The following is an 11,963-nucleotide window of genomic DNA, read 5'->3' on the forward strand; positions in this document are numbered from 1 at the left end:
CCGGAAACGATGACACTCCCAGGAGCGCGACATACGGTGGCCGCCGCCATGCGCCGCGCCCTCCGCGTCTCCACCGTCTGCGTCCTCCTGACCGCCTGCGCCCACGCGCCCTCCACACCGGAGGGCCCCCCGGGCCACACCCTGACCGGGGTGACGAAGGCCCTGCTGGAGACCCTGGAGGCCGACGGGGCGCTCGCGGGCGCGTATGTGGTGGACGCGCGCACCGGCGAGCCGCTCTTCACGCACCGGGAGAACGTGCGGCTGTTGCCCGCGTCCGTGATGAAGGTGGTGTCCACGTCCGCGGCGCTGTCCGCGCTGGGGGCGGACTTCCGCTTCGTGACGCCGGTGTCCCTGGAGGGCTCGCAGGTGGGGGGCCTGTTCCTGGGCGACGTGGTGGCGCAGGCCTCCGGCGACCCGTCCCTGGGCTCGTGGCGCTTCCCGGAGACAGCGCTCGCGTGTGACCGCATCGCGGAGGCCTTCCAGGCGCGCGGCATCCACCAGTGGCGCGGCAGCGTGCGCATCGCCGGCACCGACGGCGTGGACGGCCTGATGGGGCCCGGCTGGGCCTGGGACGACGCCGCGTATGCCTACAGCGCGGCGCCCACGCCCTTCGTCTTCCGCGAGAACGTGGTGGACCTGGCCCTCACCCGCGCGCCCGGCGCCACCTGCGCGGACGCGCCCTCCGTGCAGCTCACCCCCACCTTCGCCACGCTGAGCGCGGTGGTGCGCGTGGACGTCAACGCGGAGCGCACGAACCTGTCCTGCATGCGCGGGGGCACCGGCGTGCGCTGCACGTGGCGCTCGCCCCAGGGCGGCCCCTGCCCCCAGTCCGCGGGCGTGAAGCTGGCCGTGGACGCGCCGCAAGAGCTCTTCGCCGCGTGCGTGGACGACGCGCTGGCGCGCAAGGGCGTGACGCGGCTGCCCCTCACGCTGGAGGCCCCCACCTCGCCCATGCCCCCGGTGCCGGTGCCGCTGGTGGAGCTGACCAGCCCGCCCCTGTCGGAGCTGGTGCGCGTGACGAACAAGGAGAGCCTCAACCTGTACGCGGAGCGGCTGGGCATGCGCTTCGCGCGCGAGCGCACCGGCCAGGAGGGCTACACCGCGCTGCGCACGGCGCTGGCCGCGGAGCTGCTGCGCCGGGGCGTGCCTTCCAAGGACCTGCGCCCGGTGGATGGCAGCGGCTTGTCCCGCTACAACCTGGCCACGCCCCGGGGCATGGCGCGCGTCATCCTCACCAGCCTCCAGGAGCCCTATGGCCCGGCGCTGGTGGACAGCCTGCCGGTGCTGGGCGTGGACGGGACGCTGGCGGGCCGGCCCACCACGCAGGCCACCGCGGGCCGCGTGCGCGCGAAGACGGGCACGCTGACGGGCCAGAAGTGCTTCGTGGGCGTGGCCGAGCGCCCCAATGACGTGGAGCACCCGCGCGTCGTCTTCGCGCTGATGCTCGGCAACATGGACGAGGGCACGAAGCCCAACGCCAACGAGACCTTCGACGTCTTCTCCACCGCCCTGGTGGAGCTGCCCCTGCATTGAAGCTGCGGGGCGCACTCTTCCCAGGGCACAGCACCCATGCGAGGTGAACCGTGAAGCTGAAGACCGCAGTGACCACCGCCGCGCTGCTCCTGCCGCTCGTGTCCGCAGCGGCGGGCAAGGCGCCCGCGAAGCCCGCCGCCACGGAGAAGCAGCCCGTGGAGACCACGTACCACGGCACCACGGTGGCGGATCCCTACCAGTGGATGGAGTCCGCCACCGACCCCAAGGTGCAGCAGTGGACGGACACCCAGAACGCGTACACCCGCGCGACGCTGGACAAGCTGCCGGGGCGCGAGGGCTTGCGCCAGCGCATCACCGAACTGCTGTCGTGGAAGTCTCCCGCGTACGGGGCCCTGGAGGAGAAGGGCGGCGTCATCGTGGCGATGAAGTTCCAGCCGCCGAAGCAGCAGCCGACGCTCGTCATCCTGGGCTCGCTGGACGACACGTCGAAGGAGCGCGTGCTGTTGGATCCCACGCAGGTGGACCCGTCCGGCAAGACGACCATCGACTGGTTCCAGCTCACGAACGACGGCAAGAAGGTGGCGGTGTCGCTGTCCAAGAGCGGCACGGAGAGCGGTGACGTGTCGGTGTACGACGTGGCCACGTCGAAGGCGCTGGCCAACGAGGTCGTCCCCCGCGTCAACGGCGGCACGGCGGGCGGCAGCCTCGCGTGGAACGCGCAGGGCACGGGCTTCTTCTACACGCGCTATCCGCGCGGCGAGGAGCGTCCCGCCATCGACCGCGAGGTGTACCAGCAGGTGTACTTCCACGCGCTGGGCACGCCCACGGAGAAGGACACGTACGCGCTGGGCAAGGACTTCCCGCGCATCGCGATGACGGAGCTGGAGGCCAGCGACGACGGCCAGTACACGTTCGCGCGCGTGGCCAACGGGGACGGCGGCGAGTACGAGCTGTACCTGCACGGCCCCAAGGGCACGTGGACGCAGGTGGCGAAGTTCACGGACAAGGTGGTGTCGGCGCGCTTCGGCAGCGACGGCGCGGCGTACCTGCTCAGCCGCAAGGACGCCTCGCGCGGCAAGGTGCTGCGCCTGCCGCTCAACACGCCGACGTTGGACAAGGCGACGGTGCTCGTCCCGGAGGGCGAGGCCACGGTGCAGTCCATCCTGCCCACGAAGAGCCGCCTGTACCTGATGGAGCAGCTGGGCGGGCCGTCGCAGATGCGCATCGTGGACCTGACGGGCAAGGCGCTGGGGCTGGTGCCCACGCTGCCGGTGTCGTCGGTGGGCGGCGCGGTGCGGCAGGGCGCGGACGACGTGCTGTTCGCCAACACCAGCTTCACGACGCCGGCCGCGTGGTACCGGTACTCGGCGGCGGACGGCAAGGTGACGAAGACGGCGCTGGCGCGCACGGCGGCCATCGACATGAGCGACGTGGAGGTGGTGCGCACGGAGGCCACGTCGAAGGACGGCACCAAGGTGCCGCTGACCATCCTGAAGAAGAAGGGCACGAAGCTGAACGGGAAGAACCCGGCGTGGCTCACGGGCTACGGCGGCTTCAACATCTCCATCACGCCCGGCTACAGCGCGACGGCGGGCCTGTGGCTGGAGCAGGGCGGCGTGTTCGCGGTGGCGAACCTGCGCGGCGGCTCGGAGTTCGGTGAGGCCTGGCACCAAGCGGGTTCGCTGACGAAGAAGCAGAACGTGTTCGACGACTTCTACGCGTGCGCGAAGCTGCTGGTGGACCAGAAGTACACGCAGCCGAAGAAGCTGGCCATCCAGGGCGGCAGCAACGGCGGCCTGCTGATGGGCGCGGCCGTGACGCAGCACCCGGAGCAGTACGGCGCGGTGGTGGCGCGCGTGGGCATCTACGACATGCTGCGCACGGAGCTGACGCCCAACGGCCAGTTCAACGTGACGGAGTACGGCACGGTGAAGGACCCGGAGCAGTTCAAGGCGCTGTATGCCTATTCGCCGGTGCACCACGTGAAGGACGGGACGAAGTACCCGTCGGTGCTCTTCACCTCCGGGGCGAATGATCCGCGCGTGGATCCGTTCCACTCGCGCAAGATGGTGGCCCGGATGCAGGCGGCCACCAGCGCCCCGAAGCCCATCCTGCTGCGCGCCGACGCGGAGACGGGCCACGGCCTGGGCACGCCGCTGGCCGCGCGCATCGAGGAGGAGGTGGACGTCTACTCCTTCGTCTTCAATGAGCTGGGCATGACGTACAAGCCCAACGCGACGAAGAAGCCCACCGCTCCCGCGCCGCAGTAGTCGGTTTCATCCGCGCCCATCCCTTCCCGAGCGGAGGGATGGGCGTTTCCTTTCCCGTGTTTCGTGGCACCCTGGCGCCCCATGAGCCCGCTCATCCCCTTCTTCATCCTTTCGCCCATCGTCGCGGGCGGCCTGGCCTGGTTCACGCTCACCCGCATTGGGAAGCGGCGGAACGAACGCGCGAAGGGGTCGCTGGACGCGGTGGTGGCGAAGCTGCGAGGGCAGAAGGTATTGGGCGCGGTGGACCTGTTCGTCCAGGACGTGTCGTGGTCCGGGGAGACGGAGCTGTCGCCGCAGAACTGTCAGGTCCGCGTGGTGATGGGCGGCCAGGACGCCAGCGCCATTCCGGGCCGCTTCGAGGTGGAGAGCGCGCCGGGTGCGCCCCGTCCTCCGGCGGCGGTGCTGGCGGCGCTGCGGGAGCTGGATGCGCAGGCGATGGCGGCGCTGAAGTCGGGCGGCTGGGCATGGCAGCGCCCGCGCATCGGCTTCGAGCCGGCGGCTTAAGCCGCGACGAAGCGCGGCCGCACTCCACCGAGGCTCAAGCCTGGACGTGCGTGAGGATCGCCGCCGTGAGGACATTGAAGTAAGCGGGATTCAGGGCGTGCCCCATTCCGTCGATGAGCAAGGCCTTCCCTCCGGAGACGTCGGCTGCCGCGGCGGCATGTCCTGGCGGGAAGATGGGGTCCTCGGAGCCGCCAATGAACAGGGCAGGCACCGTGAGGCGGCGCAAGGCCTGGAGCTGATCCTTCTGGGAGCTGCGCAGGCAGGCCTGTCGGTGGGCATCTCCTGCCGCCGTGTCTTCACCCCGCGCGGCGGCGCTCGCTACCAGGTCCCGCCAATAGGCCGCATCGAAGGGTGCGCGCGAACCGTTGGCGAGCCGCCAGCTCTCGCTGACCAGCTCTGCCGGGGACAGGTCTGGCGACAGGCGTCCGAGCTCCGCGAGCCATTGGGCCGAAGGAGGCGGCAGTCCCGACGTGGGGGCTTCGCTTCCGCAGAACGTGTGGAGCATCACCCCATAGTCCGGCGTGGACAGCATGCTCGTCAGCGAGGCCACGCGTCGTGGCGTGCGGAGGGCCATCCGCTGCGCCAGGAAGCCTCCCATCGACAGCCCCACCAGATGCGCCCGCTCCACGTCCAATGCATCGAGGATCGCGAGGACGTCGCCGGACAGGTCGTCGAGGTCGTAGGGATGTGCCTCGAAGGCGCGGTGCGTGGACGCCCCCGTGTCGCGGTAGTCGAAGCGGATGACACCCAGGCCGGCGTGAAGCAGCGGCGCGCAGAACGCATCGGGCCAATAGCTGGCGCCGCACCCGTTGCCGGCGAGCAGGAGCACGGGTGGAGCCTGGAGGGGTCCGGCCACCTGGTAGGAGATGCGGACTCCATCGCGGTCGAGGAGGTGTTCGTGCATGGGAGGGCCGGACACTAACAGCACCCGACGAAGGTCAGGGCTGGACGGGAGTCGATGGGCTGGTGCGTGAATCAGACCCACCGCGCTTCTTCGCGCTGGATAGGATGCGCCCATGCTCCTTTCCAAGAACGACTTCCTTGCGCGCGCGGAGGCCACGCTCGCCCGGCTGGACGGTGCCCGCAGGGATGCGCTCTCCCATCAGGGCGCGCCCCTGGTCACCTCCCTGGGGAGGGCGTTCCCCAAGGACGCGCCCCTTGAACCCGCCGGACTCGCCAAGGCGCTGTGTCCCGGGCCTGTCTCGCATGTCGGCCTGGCGGCCGTGGTGATGCGCGAGTTCCTCGAACCCGTGGACGCCGTGCTGGACGCGTCGCTGTCCAGGTCCACGGTCGTGACGGGGAACGCGAAGGCTCCCGGTTCGCTGCTCGTCACCTGCCCCCTCCTCGTGCTGGGCGACCTGGAGGTCAATGGATTCCTGGACGACTGCGGGCCGGATTCGACCATCGTGGTCCTGGGCCGCTGTGTCGCGAAGGGGCTGCGAACGTCGGGGAACTTCCTGGTCCTGGGCGACCTTGTGGTCCGGGACGTCATCCAGGGCGTCTACAACGATGAGAGTCTCATCGTGGCGGGCAACCTGACGACGCGCTTCCTGGATGAGAATGATCACGAAGTCGCGTGCTACGGAGAACTCCACGCGGAGTATCGCTTCGAGAACGGGCGCTCCGACGAAGAGGCGGCGTCGCAGGCCTCCGCCTTCCTGGTGCCCGGGCTCTGGAACATCGATCTCGGCGAAATCGACCACGACGAACTCTTTGAACGCATCCGGCGGAACGAACCGGTCTTCACCGAAACGAAGAAGCACGCTTGAGCCGGCTTCCATCCTGGGTTGGAAGCCCACCCCAGGAAGTGAATCGCCTCGGGTGACGTTGCCTGCCACACGTCGGTTCGAGCACCCACGACGGGAGTGCTGGAGGGCATCCGCGCCAACTGCCAGCATGGGCCGCATGCCCTCCTTCGACTCGCTCGACACCCCCGCCGCCCTCGTCGACCTGGACCGCGTCGAGCGGAACCTCCAGCGCGTCGCGACCTATGCGCGCGAGCACGGGCTGCGCTGGAGGCCCCACACGAAGACCCACAAGACGGTGGAACTGGGCGCGCTCCAGGTGGCTGCGGGCGCTTCAGGTGTCACGGTGGCCACGGTCCTGGAAGCCGAGGTCATGGCCTCCGTGTCCGACGACGTGTTGCTCGCGTACCCACCCGTGGGAGCCCGCCGGCTCGCGCGGCTGATGGCCCTTCCCCAGCACGTGCGCATCTCCGTGGCGCTTGATTCCGTGGAGGTATTGGACGGGCTGGCACTCGCGGCGCGGAATGCGGGACGCACCGTGGGCGTGCTGGTGGAGTTGGACCTGGGCATGCGCCGGGTCGGCCTGCGCACGCCGGACGAAGCCGTGGCCCTGGCCCGCGCGGCGGCCTCCACGCCGGGCGTGGCGTTTCGGGGGGTGACGTTCTATGCGGGCCACATCCGCATCCCACAAGCGGAGCTGCCCGCCGCGATGCACGCCCAATCCCAGACACTGGCGTCGTTCGTGGACGCCCTGCGCGGTGCGGGACTTTCGCCCGAGGTCGTGAGCGGCGGCTCCACCCCCACCCTCTGGCAATCCCACGCCGTGCACGGCCTCACGGAGATCCGTCCGGGCCTCAATGCGCTGAACGACCGCAACAGCACCGTCATCGGCGCCAATGACTGGACGGAGTGCGCCTACTCGGTCCTGGCCACCGTGGTGAGCACCGCCGTGTCCGGGCAGGTGGTCATCGACGCGGGGGCCAAGGCGCTCGCGAAAGAAGAGGGACTGGCCCCGGGGTACGGCGTCCTGTTGGAACGGCCGGAGGTCGTGGTGAAGAACCTGTCGGAGGAACACGGACTGCTGGACGTGTCCGCCTCGACGTGGCGACCGCGCATCGGTGACCGCGTGCGCGTGGTGCCGAACCATGTCTGTGTTTCGGTCCCCATGCACCCGCGACTGCACGTCGTCCGAGGCGAAACAGCCGTGGCGACCTGGGAGGTCGCGGCGCGCGGCTGGTAGGCCTCCCGGCCCTCAGGCAGGAGACCCACCGCCGCTGAATCGCTACATGCTCAGGTGCGGGTCCCGCGCCGCGCCCCAGTCCTTGACGCCCACCTGCCGCATCGAAGCGGCGATGTCCTCTCCAAGCTTGGGCTTCGTCTTGCGGACGGCCTGGATGTCCTCGAAGTTGAGCTTCGGGTAGATGAGGCCCGCGAACACGTAATCCGTCACGTTGATGTCCGTGCCCCCCAGGATGGGCAGCCCGTCCCGGGTGATGGAACTGGGGAGCTGGTAGCACATGATGGAGGTCTGATCCGCCGGGGTGGCGAAGATGGACTGGTCATCGAGCGGACTGAGCACCTGCTCATCGACCGTGGCCTTATCCCAGCCCTGGGTCGCGAGGAAATACGCGTAGGCCTTGTCGGGATCGATTCGCGCCACCAGCTCGCGCCGCATGTGTTCATGCGGGAAGCCGAGCGTGTGCCCCGCCTCGTGCCGGATGACACGGCTGTATTCGGAATCCGGGGTGTTCATCGAGAACGCCTCCAGGTTCATCGTCGGCTCGTCGGTCGGGATGAGCTTCACGTCCGTCCCGAGGTACGACCAGTAGCCCCCCGGCTCCCGTGAGATCCTCACGTCGCCGGTCCCATTCGTTTCGACGAAGGAGATGCCGCCGCTCGTCGACCAGGCGTTCAGGTGGCTGACGATGCGGGCGCGAAGGTCGGCCGGCGCGGACTCCATGAAGCTGACGGTCAGCTCGCGGGTGGCCGGTCCCCAGTACTTCGACGTCAGGAGCGCGATCCGCATCGGGGTCAGCGGAAGGTCCGAACCCAACGCGGCCACGAGCCCTGGCAGCGGCGCATTGACCGGGTTGATCTTCCTGGCGACCTCCGCCGCCCTCACCAGCAGGCGACCGGGAAGGACCTTCAGCGTACAGCCGGTGTGGCTCGCGGCCGTGAACTGCGCGCGTCCCTGACCATCCCCCTGCCGCCGTTCCAGCAGCGCGTCTTCCTGCAACGCCTGCCGAGCCACATCGGCAATCCTCAGCAATGCATCACGATATCCGTCTGTTTCACGCATGGCTCCACCTCCACGTGTCGCTGATGGAAAATTGGAGATGGACCTCGCGGCAACAAGGCCACGAGGGGGGCCAGCTTTTCATCCGCCGAAGCGTTCACGCGTCCGGCTGTCAGAGGAGCCGCTGCAGTTCCTGGCTGAGCACCTCTTCCAGGTGCCGGATGTTGCGATAGACGAGACAGCGATAGCTGGACACGTCGAAGCGCAGCTCCCGCACGTCCCGCACCAGCATCAGCGTGGGCTTGCCCCGCCCCCAGGCGTAGCCCACCTCCAGATACACATTGGGGTTCGCCAGCGACAGGTCCGCGATGACGACCTTCGCGGTGTCGATGCGGTCCCGGATGCGCTGGATGATGGGGCCGTCGAAGGTGGCCTGGTCGACACGCTCGCAGAGCAGCCCGGCCGCCTTCACCGGGCCCAGGATGCCGTAGTGGTAGGTGTCCTCCAGCTCCGGCGCGAAGGGCATCGCCACGAAGGCATGGGGCTTCTCGTTTGAATTCGCGCCCGCGCTGGCCATGGGGGCCGCCGCGACGAACCGGGACGTGCGCCGGACGCGGAAACCCATGCCGCCGGGCAGTGGCTCCACCCCCGCGGTGGCGCCCAGGCCTGTCGCCAGGGCCTTGCGCATCCGCTCCATCCGTTTGGGATTGATCTCCACCACCGTGAGGCGCTCCAGGTCGCGCGGCCCCACGCCCCGCTGGAAGGCCTCCACGAACCCGCCCACCAGGGCCAGCACGGCTTCGTCCTCGTCGAGCCCGTAGTTGGGGCCGTGCACCGTGCACGCGACGTGGCGGAGGGCCGGGCGGGGTTCCAGGAGCTGGAGCGCGCGGACGGCGAACTGGCGGATCTCGTGGTAGCCGAACTGGCGCAGGCGCACCGTGCCCAGGAAGAGCACCCACGGCGCCCCCAGGCCGCCCCGGGTCTCGATGAAGCGGTGGTCGCCGGGAAGCACCGCGAGGGTGTCCGTGGCGATGCCCACCCCCTCCAGCCGCCGCGCCACCGCGCCGTCCGCCCCGTGGAAGCCCTGCGCGTACTTCAGCAGCACGGCATCCGCGGCCGTCTCTCCCACGTCCCCAAGGTCCACGACGACGTCCAGCGTGTCTCCCATGGGCACGGAACTGTAGTCAGTCAGGCCCTCCGGCTCCAGCCGCCGGCAGGAAGCGGTCGAACCAGCCCAGGGCCTCATCCCAGACACGGCCCCAACCGGCTTCGCTGAACATGTGTCCTTCGCCGTCGTGTTCAACGAAGCGGAGCCGCTCGGGGGCGCTGGCGTAGCGCGGCGTGAGCGCATGGTGGAAGGCTCGCGCATTCGACGCCGGCACCAGGGTGTCCGCCCCCGCCGTCTGGAGAAGCAGCGGCGTCGGGAAGTATCGCGCCAGGTGGGCGTGAGCGCGTGGCGGAGGGGCCACCACGCTCACCGCCGCATCCAGCACCGCACCAGCTTCGATGGCGCCAAAGAGCATCGCGCCCCCCATCGAGATGCCGCAGGCGCCCACCGCCCCCGGCCGAGACCAGCCCTGCTCCGCGAGGACCCCGAGCACGGTGGGCAGCTCCGCGGCGGCCTGTGCCACGAGCTCCGCGAAGCTGTCAGCCATGCGTTCGGGAGCGAAGCGGTGTTCGAAGTCCGGGTGGCGCCGTTCGCCATGCCCCACCGCGTCAAGGATCACCGCGACATACCCCCGCCGGGCCAGGAGGTACGCCTCGGGGCGCTGGACCTCCTTCGACGCCCCCAGCCCATGCAGGAGCACCACGGTGCCCCGGGGGCCCGGCGCGGGTGTCGGTCCCCCGCCGACAATCAGGGCGGGTGCATCCGCGAGCATGACGCGTTGCTCTGACTGCATCTTCGCTCCCCGCGAGGAATGTCGGCGACGGGCCGGAGTCTTCCATCAATGCCTTGCACGCTCCATCGCCTTGTCTGGCACAATGGGCCTCCGCAAGGCTTTGCACCGGGATGCCTGCCTGCCGGGGAGGCTTTTCGACCGTCCTCCGGACGGGTGTGAACCATTTCACTGTTCTCTCCGGACCCAGTGACTAGCGTCCCGGCACCATGTCCCTGTTCGCGCGCCTCCAGGCCCTGCTGTCCGCCCACCCCGCCGCCCCGGAAGCTCCGGCCGGGCAGGCGCCCGCGACCGCTGCTTCACCTTCCGCCCCACCGTCCGCGACGGAACCGGAAGCGGCGGCGCCCGCGCCCCCCGTCTGCACGCGCTACCTCCAGGCGGGCCAGGTGGTGGTGCGCGAAGGCGACCCCGGCAACTCGATGTTCGTCGTGCTGGAGGGCCGCGTCGCCGTGCTGCGCGGCAACGACGGCGCCGCGAACACGGAGGTGGGCCGCCTGGGCGCGGGCGAGTTCTTCGGGGAGCTGGCGCTGCTCACCGGCACGAAGCGCACCGCCACGGTGGTGACGGTGGAGGACGTGGTGCTGCTGGAGCTGACCCAGGCTGGCGTCCGGGAGCTGGGCAAGGACTACGGCGTGAAGGGGGACCAGATGCAGTTGGCCGCGAAGGAGCGCCTGCTCGCGGACACCCTGCGCAGCAACCCGCTCATCGCCGCCCTGCCCCAGGAGGTGCAGCACGAGCTGGGCGATGCCTTCGTGCCCTGCACCGTGCCCGCGGGCGAAACGCTGCTCACCCGGGGCCAGCCCGGCGACGCGCTCTACGTCCTCTTGCGAGGCAAGTGCGAGGTCTTCCACACGCACGGCGATGGACGCCAGTCGCCCTACCCCCTGCTGGAGGAAGGCGCCCTCTTCGGGGAGATCTCCCTGCTGCGCAGCCGGCTGGCCACCGCCACCGTGCGCACCGTGACGCCGTGCACGCTGCTGAAGCTGGAGCGCGAGGTGTTCCGCAAGGCGTTCCTGGGCCAGCCCGACCTGCGGGGCGCCCTGGTGCGCCTGGGCCTGGAGCGGCTCAAGAACACCATCGAGGTCATGGGCGAAGCGAAGTAGCTAGCCGTGGAGCGTCTCGCCCGCCTCCAACATGGCGACGAACTTCTCCAGCCGGCGCACGCGCGTCTCCGGCTTCTTCGCGTCGTGGAGCCGGTAGAGGATGGCGTAGCGGTTGGAGCCCTTGAGCGTGGCGAAGAACGCCTTCGCCTTCGGGTTCGCCTCCAGCGCGTTCAGCAGGTCCTCCGGGACGGTGATGGCCGTGGGCGACGCGTACGCCGCTTCCCACCGCCCGTCGGCCCGGGCCGCCTCCACCTCGCGCAGGCCGGCGGGCTGCATCCGCTTCGCGGCGATGAGCGCGTCGGCCTTGCCGCAGTTGATCTTCGACCACCTGCTCCGGGCCCTGCGGGGCGTGAAGCGCTGGATCCAGAAGGTGTCGTCGACCGGTTTCGCCTGCCCGTCGATCCAGCCGTAGCAGAGCGCCACCTCCACCGCCTGGGCGTACGTCACGGACGCGATGCCCGACTCCTTCTTCGCGAACTTCAACCAGACGCCCGGTGCGTCGGCGTGGTGCTTCAAAAGCCACTGCTCGAACGCCTTCTCCGACGCGAACGGCACGGTGGGGAGTTCCTGCTTCGCCTTCATCCAACCATTCCTCCAGGGCCGGGTTCAGGACATTCCCGCCGACAAAAGCCCCACAGGGACTCTACCGGTGGAAGGCAGCCGGTGCGGAAGCCGTTATGAACAGGGCCATGGCCGATTCCAGCCCCCGTCCC

Annotated in this window: 11 protein-coding genes; 6 read left to right on the forward strand and 5 right to left on the reverse strand. The window is 69.8% G+C overall.

Annotation, left to right across the window (positions count from 1 at the left end; translation table 11 throughout):
• The first annotated feature begins 48 nt into the window (after positions 1-48).
• The 3 genes from dacB (at position 49) to D7Y13_RS02550 (ending at position 4,268) form a co-directional block, all read left to right on the forward strand.
• Entirely contained in the window at positions 49-1,533 is a 1,485-nt protein-coding gene (dacB, locus tag D7Y13_RS02540) for a D-alanyl-D-alanine carboxypeptidase/D-alanyl-D-alanine endopeptidase (protein WP_120582433.1), read from the forward strand.
• 50 nt (positions 1,534-1,583) lie between these two features.
• Positions 1,584-3,764, forward strand: coding sequence for a prolyl oligopeptidase family serine peptidase (locus D7Y13_RS02545; RefSeq protein ID WP_120537189.1), 2,181 nt, complete (start codon positions 1,584-1,586; stop codon positions 3,762-3,764).
• Positions 3,765-3,845: 81 nt separating this feature from the next.
• The gene (locus D7Y13_RS02550; RefSeq protein ID WP_120582401.1) at positions 3,846-4,268 is read left to right on the forward strand and encodes a hypothetical protein; all 423 of its coding nucleotides are present in this window, start codon (positions 3,846-3,848) and stop codon (positions 4,266-4,268) included.
• Positions 4,269-4,302: 34 nt separating this feature from the next.
• On the opposite strand, the gene D7Y13_RS02555 is transcribed toward D7Y13_RS02550, so the two are convergent.
• A complete protein-coding gene (locus tag D7Y13_RS02555) occupies positions 4,303-5,172 on the reverse strand; it encodes an alpha/beta fold hydrolase (RefSeq protein ID WP_120582400.1) in 870 nt (289 codons plus the stop codon).
• Between the two features lie 112 nt (positions 5,173-5,284).
• On the opposite strand from D7Y13_RS02555, the gene D7Y13_RS02560 reads away from it, so the two are divergent.
• Positions 5,285-6,037: a hypothetical protein gene (locus D7Y13_RS02560; RefSeq protein ID WP_120582399.1), complete on the forward strand. Its 753-nt coding sequence runs from the start codon at positions 5,285-5,287 to the stop codon at positions 6,035-6,037.
• Positions 6,038-6,173: 136 nt separating this feature from the next.
• Complete coding sequence (locus D7Y13_RS02565) at positions 6,174-7,253, forward strand: alanine racemase (RefSeq protein WP_120582432.1); 1,080 nt, start codon at positions 6,174-6,176, stop codon at positions 7,251-7,253.
• Positions 7,254-7,295: 42 nt separating this feature from the next.
• Here D7Y13_RS02565 and D7Y13_RS02570 read toward each other — a convergent pair whose 3' ends face one another.
• The 3 genes from D7Y13_RS02570 to D7Y13_RS02580 all read right to left on the reverse strand — a co-directional run bounded on the left by D7Y13_RS02570 (position 7,296) and on the right by D7Y13_RS02580 (position 10,150).
• Positions 7,296-8,264 carry a M12 family metallopeptidase gene (locus D7Y13_RS02570; RefSeq protein ID WP_199732666.1) on the reverse strand — a complete coding sequence of 323 codons (969 nt, stop codon included), beginning with the start codon at positions 8,262-8,264 and terminating at the stop codon, positions 7,296-7,298.
• Positions 8,265-8,421: 157 nt separating this feature from the next.
• On the reverse strand, positions 8,422-9,417 hold the full coding sequence (locus D7Y13_RS02575) for a TIR domain-containing protein (protein WP_120582398.1): 996 nt from the start codon (positions 9,415-9,417) through the stop codon (positions 8,422-8,424).
• A gap of 16 nt (positions 9,418-9,433) precedes the next feature.
• Complete coding sequence (locus D7Y13_RS02580) at positions 9,434-10,150, reverse strand: alpha/beta hydrolase family protein (protein WP_120582397.1); 717 nt, start codon at positions 10,148-10,150, stop codon at positions 9,434-9,436.
• A 206-nt stretch (positions 10,151-10,356) separates the two neighbouring features.
• Between D7Y13_RS02580 and D7Y13_RS02585 the strand changes: the two genes are divergently transcribed.
• Entirely contained in the window at positions 10,357-11,250 is an 894-nt protein-coding gene (locus D7Y13_RS02585) for a cyclic nucleotide-binding domain-containing protein (RefSeq protein WP_120582396.1), read from the forward strand.
• Here D7Y13_RS02585 and D7Y13_RS02590 read toward each other — a convergent pair whose 3' ends face one another.
• Entirely contained in the window at positions 11,251-11,832 is a 582-nt protein-coding gene (locus D7Y13_RS02590; RefSeq protein ID WP_120582395.1) for a YdeI/OmpD-associated family protein, read from the reverse strand. It lies immediately after the preceding gene.
• Positions 11,833-11,963 lie beyond the last annotated feature (131 nt).

The sequence above is a fragment of the Corallococcus praedator genome, from assembly GCF_003612125.1.
Classification (GTDB): domain Bacteria; phylum Myxococcota; class Myxococcia; order Myxococcales; family Myxococcaceae; genus Corallococcus; species Corallococcus praedator.